Origin of the sequence: Streptomyces sp. NPDC046909, assembly GCF_040644695.1 — a bacterium.
Taxonomy (GTDB): Bacteria; Actinomycetota; Actinomycetes; order Streptomycetales; family Streptomycetaceae; genus Streptomyces.
Genome location: NZ_JBEYXC010000001.1, coordinates 558,307 through 575,147, shown reverse-complemented (window position 1 = coordinate 575,147; position 16,841 = coordinate 558,307). Strand labels below are relative to the sequence as shown.

Genomic DNA, 16,841 nt, shown 5'->3' with positions numbered 1-16,841 from the left:
ACCGGAGCCCCCCATGAGAAGACTCCTCGGCGCCCTCGCGGCCGCCGCGCTGGCCGTCACCGGCCTCGCGAGCACCGGCGCCGCGCCCGCGGCCGCGGCCACCACCGGCTCGTTCAACGTGCTGACGTACAACGTCGCCGGTCTGCCGGAGGGCCTGAGCTCCGGCCATCCGGAGACCAACACCCCTTTGATCTCCCCGCGGTTGGCGCCGTACGACATCGTGAACGTCCAGGAGGACTTCAACTACCACGCGGCCCTGTACGCCGGCGACAACCACCCGTACCGCACGGCGACCAGCGGAGGCGTGCCCTTCGGCGACGGCCTCAACACCCTCTCGGACTACGCCTTCGACGACTTCGAGCGGGTGAAGTGGAACAACTGCACCGGCACCAACTGCCTGACGCCCAAGGGCTTCTCGCTGGCCCGGGTGCGGCTCGCCGAGGGTGTCTTCGTGGACCTGTACAACGTCCACACCAACGCGGACGACAGCGACGACGCGCTGGCCGCCCGCCGCGCCAACGTCGAGCAGCTCTCCGACTTCATCCAGGCGAACTCCGCGGGCAACGCCGTGATCGTCATGGGTGACACCAACACCCGCTACACGCGCGCGGGCGACAACATCCGCACGCTGGCCGACGAGAACGGCCTCACCGACGCGTGGGTGCAGCTGGTCAAGGGCGGTGTGCGGCCGACGCAGGGCGCGGACGCGCTGGTGTGCCCGACGACCGCGCCGACCAACGACTGCGAGGTCGTGGACAAGGTCCTGTACCGCGGCAGCAAGCTGTTCTCGCTGACGGCCACCCGCTACAACAACGAGTGGGCGTCGTTCCTCGACTCCGCGGGCGGCAACCTCTCCGACCACTTCCCGCACACCGTCGACTTCTCCTACACCCTCAACTCGTCCCTGAAGGCGAGCGACTTCTTCGGCGGCCCCCACGGCACGGCGTTCAACGACGCGGACGACCTGCCGTCCGCCGTCTCCCCGCGCACCCTGACCCTGCGCGGCGCCTCCCGCCTCGACGCGGTGTCCCTCACCCACGACGGCGGTATGACGCTCAGCCACGGCGGTACGGGCGGCACGGCGACGTCGCTGACCCTGGCGTCCGGTGAGCACCTCACGTCGGTGAAGCTGACGCAGGGTCAGAAGGACGGCCGCACCAGGATCTTCTCGGCCGCCTTCACGACCGACAAGGGCCGCTCCCTGTCCTCCGGCACGGCCACCTCGGACACCAAGACCTTCACGGCACCGTCCGGTTGGCAGATCGTCGGGTTCACCGGGCGGTCCGGGGACGAGATCGACAAGCTCGGCGTGGTGTACGCGCCGATCGCCTGACGATCGGGCACCGCCCGAGTTGGTGTCACCGGCGCCCGGCCTGCACTCAAGGTACTCAAGGAGTGATCAGTACACGCTGGAGCTGGAGGGGGACCGGTGACACCAGAGGCTCCTGGACCGTTCAACCGCCGGGTTCGCCTGCTGACCTCGCTCGCCGACCGGCGTAGCGGTGGTCTTCCGGTGTCGGCGCCGGGATCGCCGAACCGTAGGCGACCAGGGGGCCGGCGAGCAGGCCGATTTCTCGTGGGTGGGGCGTTGTCAGTGGCTGTGGCTAGGGTCTTCGACAGGCCTCACTCCTCCGGCAGGCCTCACTCCTCTGGTGGTCGCCCCTCGATGAGCCGCTCCGCGATGTCGTACGCCCATTCCTGCGCCCACCGCCGCAGTTCCAGGACGTCCCGGTCGCCGAGGCCGTGGGCGGTGAACTCCGTGTCGTCGATCCAGTCCGTGCCGGAGAGACGGGCGTGAAGGTCGGTGAGGTCGAAGGGGCCCCGGGTGTGCCGGCGGCCCAGTTCCTCCAGTTCGGGGTGGCTCCAGTGGTGCCGGGCGGCGCGGACGTCGATGAGGTCGGGGGCGAGACCGAGGTCGGCCAAGGCTCGGACCTTGGTGCCGATGACGTCTTCGAGGGCGAGGGTGAGACCGGGTTCCGTCGGCACCGGCGGGCGCCAGAGCGCCTCCTTGCGGAGATCGACCTCGCACTCCGCGCCGGTTCGCGGGTCGGTGACGACGAGGTGAGCCGACAGCGGGCCCCGCTCCGCCGTGCGGACCGGCCACCCCAGGCCCGCCAAGCCGGTCCGGACGGTCGCGGCGAGGAACTCCATCCGCGCCGGGTGCTCGGTGGCGACGCTCACGCCCGTGCCGCCGCAGCCCGTCAGCCCGTGGGCCCGAACCGCGCGGCTCCCGCCGAGTGCGAGGGGGAAGGGCGCGCCCACGGAGAGGACGTCCGCGCAGAGACGGCCCCACGGGTCAGCGAGGTCGTCCGGACCGTCGCGACCGTCTCCCATACCTCTCCCCACCACGCCGAAGGCCCTGAGAATACGGCGCCTGCGTCCGGACCCTTGCCTAACTAGGATGCTCCCTAGAAACCCTAGGCAGGAACTTCAGGTTCACCGTTCACCCCCGGAGACCCCCATGGCCCGCGCCGGAATCACCGCCGACCGCCTCACCGAGGCCGCCGCCGACCTCGCCGACGAGGTGGGTTTCGACAACGTCACCCTCTCCGCGCTGGCCCGCCACTTCGGGGTGAAGGACGCGAGTCTGTACTCGCACGTCAAGAACCTCCAGGAGCTGCGCACCCGCGTCGCCCTGCTCGCCGGCGGCGAGATGATCGACCGGATCGCGGTCGCCGTGGCGGGCCGGGCCGGGAAGGACGCGCTGGCGGCGTTCGCGGGGGCCTACCGGGAGTACGCCCTGGAGCGCCCCGGCCGGTACGCCGCCACCCAGATCCGTATCGACCAGTCCCTCGTCGCCGACTCCCCCGACCTCCGCCGTACCGCCGAGATCACCTACGGCATGCTCCGCGCCTACGGCCTGGAGGAACCCGATCTCACCGACGCCGTACGCCTGTTGCGCAGCACCTTCCACGGCTACTGCGCCCTGGAGGCCGGCGGCGGCTTCGGCGCCCCCCGTGACGTACGGAAGTCGTGGGACCGGACGATCGACGCCCTGCACGTCCTGCTGGAGAACTGGCCCCGCGAGGAGCGCGCCGAGGACTGAGACGCGTTACGAGTACGGCGTCCAGGGCGCCGTCACTCCCCCCGCTCCCCCGAACTCCGCTCCACGCAGAACTCGTTGCCCTCCGGATCGGCCAGGACCGCCCACCCCGTACCGTCCGGCCTGCGCTGGTCGGTGACGAGGGTCGCGCCCAGGGCGAGGAGACGCTCGACCTCCTCGTCGCGGGTGCGGTCCTGCGGCTGGAGGTCCAGGTGGACGCGGTTCTTGGCCGTCTTGGGCTCCGGGACGGTGACGAACAGCAGGCTCGCGCCCTCGATGAGGGCCATGGGGTCGCCGGGGTTGTCGTCCTCGTGCAGGGGCAGGTCCAGGACCTGGGACCAGAAGCCGGCGAGGGCGTAGGCGTCGGCGCAGTCGATCGTCGTATGGCGGATTGCGGAGGTCATGCGAGCGATCTTGGTGCACCGCCGTGAAATCAGGCAACCGACCGCTGTGAGATCAGGCAGCCGGCCGCTGTGAATTCAGGCCACCAGTGGGGCAACCTTCCCGCCCCCGGCGGCGACAAGCAGGCATGACTTCGGCAAGACACACCACCTCCCACCGCCGCATCCGCGGCGCCCGCAAGCCGCTCGTCGCGGGGCTCGCCGCGACCGCGGCACTCGTCGGCGCCTGGTACGCCACCGCCGGCGCGAGCACCACCACAGGGCTCGCCGTCTCCACGACCACGGTCTCCCTGTCCGCCAAGTTCCCCTATCTGTCGGCGGGTTACAACAACGCCCGGGAGTGGACGCGGACGGCGACCGCGGCCGCCCCGAACGGCACCCTGCGCGTGGCCTGGCCCGCCTCCGACGGTATCCACGTCACCCCGCTGACGACGGCCGGTAAGCGCGCGGGCGCGGACACGATCGTCAAGGGCGCCAAGGAGGTCGGCGGGCTGGTCGCCCACAACGACGGCTTCGCGCTGCTCACCCGGGTCTCCGACACCAACAAGTGGAAGGAGACCGCGGCCGCGATCGTCCGCTACACGAACGGCAAGAAGACCTTCCAGACCAAGCTCACCGGCACCGCGACCCACGACACGTCCCCGACGCTGGACGGCCAACTCACCTGGAACGGCACCAAGTACGGCGCCTACTTCGTGGTGCACGGCGCGGGCGGCTTCGCCGACGGGCACTTCGGCGACAAGATGCAGTACGTCACCGCCAAGGGCAAGAAGGCGAGCGGCGGCTGGAGTTGGGGGTGCAGCCACAACGAGGGCATCGCGCTGCACGCCGAGACGTCCGGCGCCTTCACCTCCCTCTGCTTCGACGACTGGCGCTCGGGCCTGTTCGTGTCGACGAAGATCGGCGCCCCGGACAACGCCCCGGTGGTGCAGCGCGAGCAGTGCTGGGCGGGCTACTGCGGCGGTACGTTCGCGGGCCGCACCGGCGACCTGGTGAAGTCCGCCACCGGCCGCTACGCCACCGCGTTCGCCTCGCGCGGTGCCGCGTCGGCCAAGAAGAACCCCGACGACTCCAGCGGGCGCGGCTGGTCCGTGACACCGAGGACCAGCACCCACCAGGTCGCCGTCGCCTTCATGAAGAACCGCAACTCCGGTCCCGGCAAGGCGATTTACCTCTCCACCACCAAGGGCACGGACCATGTCAACGTCCGCCTCGCCCCGTACGGCAAGGACCGGCTGCTGCTCTCCTGGGAGTCCGTCAAGAACGCCAAGTGCAAGGCGGGGACCTGCACGGGCACCTTCGCGGGCACGCATCTGCGTCTCATCGACTGGAACGGCAAGTTCCAGGGTGCGGACAAGATCGTGAACACGCGGATCACCGGTGACATCGCGGTCCAGAAGGACGGCACGCTGACCTGGGCATCGGTGCCGGTGACCCCGTCGTACGCGTCCGCCCTGAACGGCGCGTCCCCGACCACGAAGACGCTGAGGATCACCCGCCTCACCCCCTGAGGACGGTCCCGGCGGCGGCCCCCGCGGTCAGCCGTCCGCTTCGGCGGCTTCGGCGGCTTCGGCGGTGAGGACCCCGACCATCCGGCGTATGACCTCCTCGGGCAGCGCCGGATTCCGGGCGGCCGTCTCCGCGCCGCCGCCTCTCAGCAGCCAGACCAGGAGCCGGGCGGGCAGGTGGGGGTGGAGCGCGGCAGCATGCCGTACACCGTCGTGCGGGTCCTGGAGCAGCCGCGCGGCAGCGCCGGCCGGCAGCCGTGGGTCGGTCGCGGCGCGGTAGCGCACCTCCTCGCTGGGGTCGCGGCTGAGCCGTTCCACCAGCTCGGGGGTCGACTCCGGGTCGTCCAGGGCCAGTCGGCGCATGCGCGGGCTGGGGTCGTCGGCGTACCGAAGGAGGTCGTGGCGGGGGAAGTTGGGGTGGCCGCGCGGCCGGTCGGGGGCGGTGAGGCTGCCGTCCCACCACTTCCACACCGACAGAAGCATGTCCGCGGGGGCGTCGTCGCAGGACTCGGCGAGGAACAGCTGGACGACACGGTCCTCGTCACGGGCGAGGCGTTCGACGACGTCCGGCGGCAGATGCCGGGCGCGGGCGACGCTTCTGCGGACGAGGGGGTGGGCGGAGGCGGCGAGGCGGCGCATGGCGTCCTCGTCCTCGTGCAGGGCGACCACCCAGTCGAGGTCCCAGTAGTGGACCTTCGGGTCGAACTCGTAGTCGATGGCGGCGCGTTGCTCCTCGGTGAGGTCGGCCCGCTTCGCCACGGCCGAGCGGACGTACGCGTCGGAATCCTCGGCGAGGAGGAGGACGAGGTCCAGGTCCAGGCGCGGGTTCTCGGCGAGGGCCCGACGCTCTGTGTACTCGCCGTGGCGTGCCAGGTGCTCGGCGAGTTCACGCTCCAGAAGGCAGGTCTCCAGGGCCTTGGCGCGGATCTCGGGCACTTCCACGGCCTCGAACACCGGCCGGGGCATGGGGTGTTCCCGGTGATGCAGCAGCCGGGCCCGGGCGCGTACGGTGGCGTCCGGATCGGCGAGGAGCAACTCCCGTGCGGAGGCGTCGAGTCGGGGCCATGCCGTCTGACAGGCCATGGCCCGTACGGAGCCGTCGGGGTCGGCGGCGAGCGTGACCGCCAGATCGACGGGCAGGGCCGTCAGTCGCGCGGCCTCCGAGCGCACGCGCGCCGACGGATCCGCGGCGAGCCTCCGGCAGGTGTCCTCGGTGAGCTCGACCCGGTAGTCCGCGGCCAGCATGGCGAGGATGAACCGGTGACGCTCGGGCTCCTCGCCGGCGATCACACGGTCCCACTGTCCGGGCGTGAGCTTCTGGTGCTCGACCGCGCGGAGCCGCGTCTTCCACTCCGGGTGGTCCAGGAGCGCGTCCACGCTCTCCGTCGGCAGTCGGCCGTATATCCCATACACCGAGCTGTCCGCCAACGCCAACAGCGGCCGGAGCTCCCCCGGGGTGGCCGGATTGAGCGAGAGCCCGCCGGCCCACGACTCGAGCAGCGCCTTCGTGGGCTCCGGCCCCGAGAACAGCGACTCCCAGGCGGCCGCCCGCTCCGCCGCCGTCTCCCGCCCGACGGCCCGCGCATCCTCCTCCTGCCGCTCCTCGACCCGGTCGACGGCGACGAGCCGGACGTCGTACTCCCCGCTCGTGGCACCCACCAGCGCGTCCCCGTCCAGGGACAGGGTGAGGAACTCCGGCCGCCCGGGCCGCTCCCCGAGCACCCCGGCGAGATCCCATGCGGCGCCGAGCCGAACCCGTACCCACCGCGGCGGCGAGCAGCCGACGTCGACGAGGAACACCCCGTCCTCCCCGAGGACCCCCGCCTCCGAGGCCAGCCGGTACCACTGCGCGTTGACCTCATCGATCAGGTCGGACCGCTCCGACCCGACCTTCACGGCCGGTTCGGCCTCCCACCCGACGACATACCGTCGAGCGAACGGAACCGGCAGCACCTCCTCGGCCTGCCAGTCCTCCACAACCTCAAGCCCGGCCCGCTCCAGCCGCTGTATGTGTTCGCATCCCCCACCCATGATCCCCATACTGCCGGACCCGCTCAGCCGGAGGCGACGACTTCCACCCCGGAGTCCGCAAGCCGCACCCGCACCTGGCCCCCGACGGACCAGCGAACCGTGAACTCGCCCTCCCCCTCGCCCGCCACGGTCACGGCCTCCCCCAACGGCACGGGATCCGCTTCCGCCGTGAGCCGGGCCAGCGCGACGAACAGCGTCCCGTCACCCTCCCCGACGACCCCGCCCAGCGCCTCATCGAGCCCGAGGACAGGCACCAACTCCGCCCGCACCCCGTCCGGTGCGGCCCACCCGGTGACCCGCACCGACGTCCCGACTTCGGCCCCGGACACGAGATACGCCCGCACCTCCACGGCCCCCCGAGCCAGCACCACACTCGTCACCCGGGTATCCCCACCGCCCACATGCCGCGAGGCCACCCAGCCATCCCCGACGCCGAGCGGCTCGATGCCCGTACGGCTCGGATCGTCGCCGACGATCACGCTGTTGTCGTACGACGACGAGGGCGCCGTCACGGTCGAGTACGCGAGGCGGGTGTAGTACGGGTCGTAGCGGATGTCCTCGCTGCCGTGGTTGTGCAGCCGGACCAGACCGTCCGAACGGGTCGACTGGATCAGCCAGTTGGGCGCGGCGACCGGGCGCACCTCATCGGCGCGCTCGACCGGCCCCGGTTCTTCCACGGACGTCCACACCTCGTGGTCGGGCGGCAGAAGCAGGCCGATGAAGGCCTTGCTCGCCCAGTACGGGGAGGCGGGCCCCGAGTAGCCCTGGAGAACGGCTTCGTCGGGCCCGTGCCAGCCGAGGGTGAGCAGCCCGTCGGAGTTCACCGCGCCCCGGTCGAGGAAGTACTTCAGCGCGCCGGACGCCAGCCGCCGGGTCTCGCCGGGCGTGAGCGGCGTATGACCGGTGAGGGCGCCGAGCCACAGGGGGGCGGCGGTGGCGAAACGATACGTCAGCGAGCGGCCCTGATGCATGGGGGCGCCGTCGCCGCCGAACAGTCGGCTGTAGTCGGCAAGGTGGGCCGACAACCGTTCACCGTATGCAGTCGACAGCCGACTGTCGCCGGCGAACCAGGCATGCAACACCGGATACAGATGCATCGCCCAGCCGTTGTAGTAGTCGAACTTCCGCCCCTCGCCGTCGGTGTACCACCCGCCACCGACGTACCACTCCTCGATCCGCTCCAGCCCACGCTCGACGGCTTTCCGAGACGCCGCGACCTCGTATCCGACCTCTTCGAGGAACCCCCCGACGGTGACCGGGAACAACTCCCAGTTGCAGGGCCACGCCTCGGCGCTCAGCGCGTCACCGAGCCACCCGGCCACCCGCTCCCGCGCCGAGTCCTCCAGCCGGTCCCACAGCAGCGGCCGTGTCAGCCGCAGCGCCACGGCGATCGACGCCGCCTCCACCAACGGCTGACTGCGGTCCTCGATCCGGGGCCACACCCCGGACACCCCGGCCGCGAGCCCCTCGGCATACCGCTGAAGCACGGTCTCGTCCTGCCGGAACGCGGCCAGCAGGACCGTACGGGCGTACCCCTCAAGGCCGTCGGAGAGCCGCCCGGACCAGCTGGTGCGGTCACCGGGGAAGTAGTAGAGGGCACCCCCTTCGGCGGCATACGGCTCGGTCGCGGCGAGCAGCGCGTCGGCGGCGGCCTCCCAGTGGGCACGGGTGTATCCGGTGTACGGGCTACGGATGCGGTCGTCGGGAGGAAGGTGCATGGAGCTCTCTTTCAGATCGTGACAACACCCGGCACGGAAACACGCCTTTGTCTTTTAGGGGTGCGGGACTGCGTCGGTTTGCGGATCCGCCGCGTGGGCGCGGCCAGCCCCCACCGGCCCGCAGGTTACTCAGCGGCTCACCCCAGTGGAACGTATAGGCCTGGGGCGCCTCGGTTCCGGTCGAGGCGCCCCAGGGGCTCATCCCACCCGCACCCGGCCTTCCGGCACCAGGCGCTGGGCGACGAGTTCGTCGCGGACGAGGCCGGCGTACACCGTGGCCCCGTGCACGGAGGTGTGCGTGTTGTCCCGCTTCTCGTTGTAGAGGTAAATCGACTTGGAACCCTCGACTCCCAAGGATTCCACGAGTGACTTCGTCTTCGCCGTCAAGTCGATCAGCGGGACGTCCTGCGCGGCGGCGACCGAGCGGATGACTGCGGGGTGGTCGACGCCGAGGCCGTTGACCAGGAGTGCGGTGTTGTTGTTCAGGGTGCCGTCGGAGTTGAACCAGCGTCGCACGATCGGCGTCACGAGGACAGGCTCACCGCCCTTTTCGCGGATCCCGGCGACCAGTGTCTCCAGGTTCGTCCGGTAGGTCACCTCGTCGGTGGTCTTGTCGTTGTGGGCGAGCTGGACCAGGACGAAGTCACCGGGACGGATCAACGGCTGTACGGTGGCGAACAATTGAGGGTTCGACAGATACGTCACCGTACTCTCGCCCGAGTCCGCGTAGTTGGCGACGGAGAGACCCTTCCGCAGGTACTGGGGCAGCTGTTGGCCCCAGCCGGAGTACGGGTCGCCCGGCTGGTCGCAGACCGTGGAGTCGCCGACGAGGAAGATCTGCCGGGCATGACGGGCCGGCGTGACCTGGATGCCGGCGAGGGCGGGCGCGGAGCCACCGAGCACGAGATCGAGGCCCGGGGCGCCCTCCACACCGGTCGGCTCCCCCTCCGGCGTACGGACGTTCACCGTGAAGCTGCGGGCGACGCGCTCACCGGCCGCCGCGGCCGTCTCGGGGAGCAGGGAGCGGCGCGTCTCGCCGCTGATGCTCGTGCTCGACTCGGCGTCGCCGCCGAGGAGGACCCTGACGTCGTACGTACCGGCGGGGACGTCGAAGTGGCAGGCGCCGGCGGCGCAGTTCTCCAGACCGAGCGGGCGGTGGCCTTCGGTTGTCGCGCGGGCGGTCGCGTGAGTGGTCGCGTGGGCCGGTGCGGCGGTCAGTGCGGTGCTCAGGGCGACCGTCGCCAGCAGGGCGAGGTTGAAACGTCTCATTCACGGCTCCTCAGTCATGGCGGCAGGGCGGCAAGACCTGGCGGCTGGGACCGTACCCGTCTCGGCAAGCGCTTTCTAGTCCTTGGACTGATTTCACAAGATTGCCAACCTCCCGCAAGCGAAAGCCCTTTCGCGAAATCGATTCAACTGTCACCCTCGCTCTCACCCGCACCACCCCCACACCCTCCCGAAGGAGGCACCCCCATGTCCGGATCCGCAGCGAACAGACCGGTCCGCCGCCGCACCTTCGTGCTCGGCACCGCGGCCGCCGCCGGATCGGCCGCACTCGCCGCCGGACCGCTCGCCGAGACGGCCTCGGCCGCGACCTTCGGCTACACGGACGACGGTTCGAACTACGTCGTCGACACCGGCGCCAACCTCGTCTTCAAGGTCAGCAAGACCAACGGCGACCTGACCTCGCTCGTCTACCGCGGCACCGAGTACCAGGGCTACGGCGGCAAGAACTCGCACATCGAATCCGGCCTGGGCACCTCGACGGTGACGATCAGTCAGTCCGGTTCGACGATCCTGATCTCGGTCGCCTACGGCACGCTGAGGCACTACTACGCGGCCCGCAGCGGCGAGAACAACGTCTATCTGTGGACCAATCGGGCCGACACGTCGGTCGCGTCGACCCGCTTCATCCTGCGCGTCAAGGCGGGCCTGTTCCTCAACGACGAGCCCGATTCCTACACTTACGCGCCCACCACCATCGAGGCCTCGGACGTCTTCGCCAAGTCCGACGGCCAGACCCGCTCCAAGCACTACTCCAAACTCCGGGTCATCGACTACAACTACATCGGCTGGACGACGGGCAGCGTCGGCCTGTGGATCGTCCGCTCCAACCACGAGAAGGCCTCCGGCGGCCCCTTCTACCGCTCCCTGCTGCGCCACCAGAGCGCCGACGGCGGCGGCCTGTACGAGATCCTGCACTACGCCCAGAACCAGACCGAGGACGAGCGCTTCGGCCTCCAGGGCCCGTATGTCATCGCCCTCACGGACGGCGGCGCGCCCTCCTCGTCGCTGTACCCGGGCACGCTCACCACCTCATGGGCGGACTCGCTCGGCATCTCCGGATACGTGGCCTCGGGCGGCCGGGGCCGGGTCGCGGGCGTCGGGATCACCGGGCGGGACACCTCGTACGCGTACACGGTCGGGCTCGCCAACTCGGCCGCCCAGTACTGGGGTTCGGCGCGGGCGTCGGACGGCTACTTCTCGATCCCGGGGGCGCTGCCGGGGACGTACACGCTGACCGTCTACAAGGGCGAGTTGGCTGTATACAGTACATCGGTGACCGTATCCGCCGGTGGGACGACCACACTGAACACCATCGCCATCCCGTCCTCGAACGACCCGAGCAACGCGAGCGCGATCTGGCGGATCAACGACTGGAACGGCACACCGAGCGGCTTCAAGAACGCCGACCTGATGACGTACGCCCATCCGTCCGACGTCCGCGCCGCCGCCTGGACCGGCAACGTGGTCATCGGCAGCGGCACGGAGACCTCGGCCTTCCCGTGCTACCTCTGGAAGGACGTCAACAGCGGTCTGCTGGTGTACTTCAAGCTGACCGCTGCCCAGGCCGCCGCCGCGCACACCCTGCGCATCGGCGTGACGACGGCCTACGCCAACGGCCGGCCGCAGGTCGTCGTCAACGACACCTGGACGTCGGCGATCCCCTCCCCGCCCACGCAGCCGAGCACCCGGTCGCTGACCAACGGGTCCTACCGGGGCAACAACTACACGTTCACCTACAGCGTTCCGGCCAGTGCCTGGCTCACGGACACCAGCCAGTACAACATCCTGAAGATCAACGTGGTGAGCGGTTCGGGGACGACGGCCTACCTCAGCGCGGGCACGTCGATCGACGCGATCGACCTGCTCGCGTGAGCTGAGGGGACGTCATGTTCCGCGCGTCCACTGCTGGTTCGTCGCTCCGTTGCACGTGTACGTGATGATGGCGGCGGAGTTGGCGGTGGACGCGCCGTTCACGTCCAGGCACTCGCCGGTGGCGCGGGCCTTGATCAGCCAGTAGCTGCCGGAGGCGGTGAGGCTCCACTGCTGGGTGGTCGCGCTGCCGCAGTTCTCCTGGGTGACGGTGGAGGCGTTCTCCTGGAGGCACAGGGAGCTGCCGCGGCCGACCAGTTGGTAGTAGCCGGTGCCGAGGTCCTTGAACCACCACTTCTGGTTGCCGCCGCTGTTGCAGGTGTACTGGCTGATCGCGATGGACTGCCACAGCGACTGGTTGGGCACGTCCGCGCACTTGGAACTGTTGCGGGCGATCAGCGTGTTGTACGTCGCGCTCGTACCGCTGATCGTCCCGGCGGCCGCGTCGACGGTGACCTCGGGGTACCAGGACATCGACATGGTGGTCGAGCTCGGGAAGGCCAACGGCAGCCACACATAACGGGAGTCGTTGACGGTGCCGCCGAAGGAGTTGCCCCAGCGGTCGCCCATGTAGAGGTAAGAAGTGCCCGAAGTGCCCTGCACGGGAAGGACGTAGGCGGTCTGCGAGTTGTACGTCGTGGAGTCGCCGACGTTCGCCATCGAGGTCCACGGTCCGGCGAGCGAGGTCGCGGTGGCGTACTGCTGCTGGTTGGCGCTCCAGCCGGTCGCGCCCGAAGTCAGCATGAAGTAGACGCCGTTGCGCTTGAAGAGCGCCGGGGCCTCGCGGTGGCCGCCCGCCCAGGGGTTGGCGACCAGGCTGTCGATGCCGGTGTAGGACGAGTTGAGCTTGTAGATGTGCAGGTCGTAGTTCTCGTTGGCGGCCGAGACCATGTAACCGGTGCCGTCCGTGTCGACGAACGTCGTGATGTCACGCGACATGTAGGTGTCGAACGGCCGGAAGCTGCCCTGGTAGGTGTAGTCGCCGTCGATGGTGTCGGAGACGGCGACGGCCGCGCGGGCCTCGCTGTAGTCGGTGCCGTTCTCCTTGTGCATCCACATCACGAACTTGCCGGTGGACGCGTTGTACATGACCTTCGGCCGCTCGATGTAGGCGGTGGCGAGCTCCGAGGCGGAGGACTGGGTCAGGACGTTGTTCCTGAACTCCCAGTTCTTCAGGTCGGTGGAGCGGTAGGCGGACACGTACCGGAAGGTGTTGTCGGCGTTGCGGTTCTCGCCGAACCAGTAGTAGTACGAGCCGACCTTGATGACCCCGCCGCCGTGCGCGTGCAGGGCGTTGCCCGAACTGTCCGTGAACTGGACGCCGTTGGGGATCGTCAGGGCGGCGGCCTGGGCGGGCCCCGCGGTGACCAGGGCGCCGGCGAGCGCCAGACAGAGGGCGAGCAGTACCGCGTACGCACGTCTCATGACGCGACCTCCATGTTCGTGGCGGTGTCCGCCACCGGTATGCCGAAGTCCGGGGTGCCGTCCGCGTGCCAGCCGAGCTTCTGGACGCGGGTGTGCCGGTTGGGGTCGTTCAGCGGGTCGCCGACGATCTCCTTGTACTGCCGGGCGTGGTACACGAGGACGTCGCTGCGCCCGTCCTCGGCGACCGTGAAGCTGTTGTGGCCGGGGCCGTACTGCTGGGTGGTGTCGTTGCTGGTGAACACCGGGACCGGCGACTTGGACCAGTTCGCGGGGTCCATGAGGTCGGCGTCCGCCTCGGCGGTCAGCAGTCCCATGCAGTAGTTGAAGTCGGTGGCGCTGGCCGAGTACGACATGAAGAGGCGTCCGTTGCGGGCGATGACGGCCGGACCCTCGTTGACCTTGTAGCCGATGCACTCCCAGTCGTACTCGGGTGTGGAGAGCCGGACTTGAGGACCCGTCAGAGTCCAGGGATCGGCCATCTTCGACAGCCACAGCGCGGTGTTGTTGTCCATGCCGGGTTCGTGCTGGGCCCACGCCAGGTAGCGGGTGCCGCGGTGGGCGAAGGTGGTGGCGTCGAGGGAGAAGGTCTCCCAGGCGGTCTTGATCTGGCCGCGCTCGGTCCAAGTGCCCTTGAAGGGGTCGGGGTTGGCGTTCTCCAGGACCCAGATGCGGATGTCCCACACGCTCTCGGCGGGCGCGGAGGCGAAGTAGATGTACCACTTGCCGCCGATGCGGTGGATCTCCGGCGCCCAGATGTGGGCGCCCATCGGGCCGGTGGCGTGCTTGGTCCAGATGACCGACTCGGCGGCCGTGGCAAGGCCGTTGAGGGTGCGGGAGCGGCGCAGGATGATCCGGTCGTACTCGGGCGCGGTGGCGGTGAAGTAGTAGTGGCCGTCGGAGTGCCGGTGGATGTGCGGGTCGGCGCGGTTGCGGACGAGCGGGTTCACGAAGGGGGCTGCCTTCCGTGGGCTCGGGGCGTCCGCGGCGATCGCGGGGCCGGCGGCGGCAACCGTGGGGGTGGCAGCCAGGGCGCCCGCGGCCAGGGCACCTCTCAGCAGCGATCGGCGGTCGGGGACGGGAATGGGAACGGGGGGAACGCGGCTCATGCGGTCTGCCTCTCGGATGGGGTGTCCTGAGAGTGATGTTCGAAATTGAGAACATCTGTTGTTATTGCGAACAGCCGAAAGGTAAGGCTGGGGAACGGGGAGGTCAACGGGTCGGACGCGATAAGAGAAGGCGCTTTCTACGCTGCCGCGCCAAGGGCCGGGACAGGGCTGGGTCAGGGTCGGCACTTTTCTGTTATCGGCGGACGGTCCGGCGCGTCTCCGTATCCGTGCGCAGCCATCCCCACAAGACAGCAGCGGCCGCCGGCGCCCTCGCGGCGGTCGCCTTCCTCGTCACCGCTCCCCCGGCCGCGGCCGCCGGCATCCGGGACGCCACCGCCGACGTCCTCGCGGGCCGCGACGTCACGCTCACCGGCGACACGGTCGTCACCGTGCCGTCCGGGACGACGACGTACAACGGCGTCTTCCGCGGCGAGGGCACCCTCACCGTGCGCGGCGACGGAACCCTGATCCTCACCAAGGACAGCGACTTCACCCTGCCCAAGTCCCGGCAGCGACAGAAGGTCTCGATCCAGGGCGGCAACCACCCGTACGTCACCACGGCCAACCCCGACCCACCGGCCATCACGGTCGCGCGCGGGGCGACCCTGCAGTACGGCAACGGCGGCACGACCGGCCTGATCGGCCATTTCCCTTACGGCACCCCGCAGTTCGCGCTCAACCAGGACAACATCCGTGTCGACGGCACCCTGCGGCTGTCCCTCAAGGACGTCGGCTACAACCTGGGCACCATCAGCGGCTCCGGCCTGATCACCCAACCGCGGTTCCTCTGGGGCACCTGGGACCTGTCGGGCACCCACCCCTTCTCCGGCGTGATCGACAACGGCACCCAACTCAACGCCGGAAGACCCGAGTTCGCGACCTCGCTACCCAATGTCCGCAAGATCCTCAACCAGGGCACCTGGACCGTGGACACCCCGCTGGGCCAGACCGTCACCATGGGCATGGACTTCTACCAGCGCGAGTACGGCAGCGACATCAACGTCCAGTCCCGGCCGGGCAGCAAGGTGATCCTGACGGGCCAGTACAGCTGGTCGAACCAGGGCGGCGACACCAACCCCTCGCTCAGCGACCCGTCCCTGAACTGGACGCCCGCCCGGAAGAACGTCAACAAGCGCGGCACCAACATCAAGGGCGCCAACGTCCAGTGGGGCGACGGCACGACGCACAAGATCTTCATGCCGGGCACGGCGGAGACCGTCTACATCAACCTCCTCGCCGCGCGCTCCCGTTCGCTGCTCACCTTCGACTACAACGGGCCGGTGACGCTGGGCGCACCCATCGGCGGCGGCAAGTTCCACGACACGCTCGCGGCGCCCGGTGCCGGGGACGTCGTCATCGCCGGGACGCGCGGGAACGACGTCACGTTCGCGGCGGTGCAGTACTACAACGGTTCGACGACCGTCGAGAAGGGTGCGGTGCTGCGGCTGGGCAGCGGCCGGTCGGGTGGCGACGGTGGACTGTATACCGCAGGCAGTCTGTACAAGATCGTCAACCATGGCTCGCTCGTCGTGAACAACGTCAGCAAAGCACTGTCCCTCCCCCGCATCGGCGGCAACGGCTCGCTCACCCAGGCCGGCGCCGCGACGACCACACTGACCGGGAGCGGAGTGACGTACACCGGCACGACGACGGTGAAGAAGGGCACCCTCGCCCTGCGGCAAGGCGCGACCCTCCGGCACACCAGGGCGATCCGGCTGACGACCGCCGGCGCACGTCTCGACGTCGGTACGGCGGGACTGCGGCTGTCGACCTCCCTGAGCGGCAAGGGCACGGTGCAGGGCTCGGTGACCAACGACGGTGTCGTCGCGGGCGGCATCACGGTCTCCGGGAACTACACACAGAGCTCGAAAGGCGAACTCGTCCTGCGCGACAAGCCGTTGAAGGTGACCGGCGCGGTCCGGCTGGCCGGTGACCTGGACCTGGCGACCGCCGGAGCGGCCGAAACTGCCGCGGCCGCCGGGGCCGGGGCCGAGCCCGCCGACGAGATCACCGTGCTCAACCACACGGGCGACTCGAAGACTTCAGGCGCGTTCACCGGCCTGAAGGAGGGTGCGAAGGTGAAGCTCGCCGACACCACGTACCGGATCAGCTACCGGGGCGGCGACGGCAACGACGTCGTACTCACCCCTGCGGCGACGCCGAGCAAGTCCCCTTCCGCGCCCACGACTTCGAGCTCCGGTGCCGCGGTGACCGAGAACGCGGGGGCCGCCACGGACGACCGTATGGGCTGGTGGCCGTACGCACTGGGACTCGGCCTGCTCGGCGGCCTCGCGGTCCCGGCGACCCGACACCGCCGCGGAGGGCAGCGGCGGGGCGGGCGGCATGCGTCTCACGGATGAGCCTATGAGCCTCACCCGTGAGCGCCCGCTCGGTGCCTCCTGCCGCGGGTGAGGACCTTCAGTACGGCGGAACGGTCAGCGGCACTGGCAGCG

Annotated in this window: 12 protein-coding genes; 5 read left to right on the top strand and 7 right to left on the bottom strand. The window is 69.8% G+C overall.

The features are described 5' to 3' along the window. Positions 1–13 precede the first annotated feature (13 nt). Entirely contained in the window at positions 14–1,333 is a 1,320-nt protein-coding gene (locus ABZ928_RS02335; protein WP_361514568.1) for a jacalin-like lectin, read from the top strand. 308 nt (positions 1,334–1,641) lie between these two features. Here ABZ928_RS02335 and ABZ928_RS02330 read toward each other — a convergent pair whose 3' ends face one another. Further along, positions 1,642–2,334, bottom strand: coding sequence for a hypothetical protein (locus ABZ928_RS02330; RefSeq protein ID WP_361514567.1), 693 nt, complete (start codon positions 2,332–2,334; stop codon positions 1,642–1,644). A 127-nt stretch (positions 2,335–2,461) separates the two neighbouring features. On the opposite strand from ABZ928_RS02330, the gene ABZ928_RS02325 reads away from it, so the two are divergent. Further along, positions 2,462–3,046 (top strand): WHG domain-containing protein, encoded by a 585-nt coding sequence (locus ABZ928_RS02325; protein ID WP_361514566.1) that lies wholly within the window; start codon positions 2,462–2,464, stop codon positions 3,044–3,046. Between the two features lie 32 nt (positions 3,047–3,078). On the opposite strand, the gene ABZ928_RS02320 is transcribed toward ABZ928_RS02325, so the two are convergent. After that, positions 3,079–3,447, bottom strand: coding sequence for a VOC family protein (locus tag ABZ928_RS02320; RefSeq protein ID WP_361514565.1), 369 nt, complete (start codon positions 3,445–3,447; stop codon positions 3,079–3,081). Between the two features lie 125 nt (positions 3,448–3,572). Here ABZ928_RS02320 and ABZ928_RS02315 point away from each other — a divergent pair, with 125 nt between their 5' ends. Next, complete coding sequence (locus ABZ928_RS02315) at positions 3,573–4,955, top strand: hypothetical protein (RefSeq protein ID WP_361514564.1); 1,383 nt, start codon at positions 3,573–3,575, stop codon at positions 4,953–4,955. A 27-nt stretch (positions 4,956–4,982) separates the two neighbouring features. Here the strand turns inward: ABZ928_RS02315 and ABZ928_RS02310 are convergent, their stop codons facing one another. The 3 genes from ABZ928_RS02310 to ABZ928_RS02300 form a co-directional block, all read right to left on the bottom strand. Further along, positions 4,983–6,983 carry a PE-PGRS family protein gene (locus ABZ928_RS02310; RefSeq protein WP_361514563.1) on the bottom strand — a complete coding sequence of 667 codons (2,001 nt, stop codon included), beginning with the start codon at positions 6,981–6,983 and terminating at the stop codon, positions 4,983–4,985. A 23-nt stretch (positions 6,984–7,006) separates the two neighbouring features. Next, complete coding sequence (locus tag ABZ928_RS02305) at positions 7,007–8,701, bottom strand: DUF2264 domain-containing protein (RefSeq protein ID WP_361514562.1); 1,695 nt, start codon at positions 8,699–8,701, stop codon at positions 7,007–7,009. 198 nt (positions 8,702–8,899) lie between these two features. Next, complete coding sequence (locus tag ABZ928_RS02300) at positions 8,900–9,970, bottom strand: rhamnogalacturonan acetylesterase (protein ID WP_361514561.1); 1,071 nt, start codon at positions 9,968–9,970, stop codon at positions 8,900–8,902. Positions 9,971–10,174: 204 nt separating this feature from the next. Between ABZ928_RS02300 and ABZ928_RS02295 the strand changes: the two genes are divergently transcribed. Next, positions 10,175–11,860, top strand: a complete 1,686-nt coding sequence (locus ABZ928_RS02295; RefSeq protein ID WP_361514560.1) for a rhamnogalacturonan lyase B N-terminal domain-containing protein — start codon at positions 10,175–10,177, stop codon at positions 11,858–11,860. Positions 11,861–11,872: 12 nt separating this feature from the next. Here the strand turns inward: ABZ928_RS02295 and ABZ928_RS02290 are convergent, their stop codons facing one another. Then, the gene (locus ABZ928_RS02290; protein ID WP_361514559.1) at positions 11,873–13,282 is read right to left on the bottom strand and encodes an RICIN domain-containing protein; all 1,410 of its coding nucleotides are present in this window, start codon (positions 13,280–13,282) and stop codon (positions 11,873–11,875) included. After that, entirely contained in the window at positions 13,279–14,388 is a 1,110-nt protein-coding gene (locus ABZ928_RS02285; protein WP_361514558.1) for a glycoside hydrolase family 43 protein, read from the bottom strand. The genes ABZ928_RS02290 and ABZ928_RS02285 overlap by 4 nt, the downstream gene beginning before the upstream one ends. Positions 14,389–14,615: 227 nt before the next feature. Here ABZ928_RS02285 and ABZ928_RS02280 point away from each other — a divergent pair, with 227 nt between their 5' ends. Next, entirely contained in the window at positions 14,616–16,748 is a 2,133-nt protein-coding gene (locus ABZ928_RS02280; protein WP_361514557.1) for an autotransporter, read from the top strand. Positions 16,749–16,841: the final 93 nt, after the last annotated feature.

Coding starts and splice junctions, on each gene's coding strand:
- ABZ928_RS02290 (WP_361514559.1), bottom strand. CDS start 13,282: ATGAGACGTGCGTACGCGGTACTGCTCGCCCTCTGTCTGGCGCTCGCC.
- ABZ928_RS02300 (WP_361514561.1), bottom strand. CDS start 9,970: ATGAGACGTTTCAACCTCGCCCTGCTGGCGACGGTCGCCCTGAGCACC.
- ABZ928_RS02320 (WP_361514565.1), bottom strand. CDS start 3,447: ATGACCTCCGCAATCCGCCATACGACGATCGACTGCGCCGACGCCTAC.
- ABZ928_RS02325 (WP_361514566.1), top strand. CDS start 2,462: ATGGCCCGCGCCGGAATCACCGCCGACCGCCTCACCGAGGCCGCCGCC.
- ABZ928_RS02285 (WP_361514558.1), bottom strand. CDS start 14,388: ATGAGCCGCGTTCCCCCCGTTCCCATTCCCGTCCCCGACCGCCGATCG.
- ABZ928_RS02305 (WP_361514562.1), bottom strand. CDS start 8,701: ATGCACCTTCCTCCCGACGACCGCATCCGTAGCCCGTACACCGGATAC.
- ABZ928_RS02330 (WP_361514567.1), bottom strand. CDS start 2,334: ATGGGAGACGGTCGCGACGGTCCGGACGACCTCGCTGACCCGTGGGGC.
- ABZ928_RS02335 (WP_361514568.1), top strand. CDS start 14: ATGAGAAGACTCCTCGGCGCCCTCGCGGCCGCCGCGCTGGCCGTCACC.
- ABZ928_RS02310 (WP_361514563.1), bottom strand. CDS start 6,983: ATGGGTGGGGGATGCGAACACATACAGCGGCTGGAGCGGGCCGGGCTT.
- ABZ928_RS02315 (WP_361514564.1), top strand. CDS start 3,573: ATGACTTCGGCAAGACACACCACCTCCCACCGCCGCATCCGCGGCGCC.
- ABZ928_RS02295 (WP_361514560.1), top strand. CDS start 10,175: ATGTCCGGATCCGCAGCGAACAGACCGGTCCGCCGCCGCACCTTCGTG.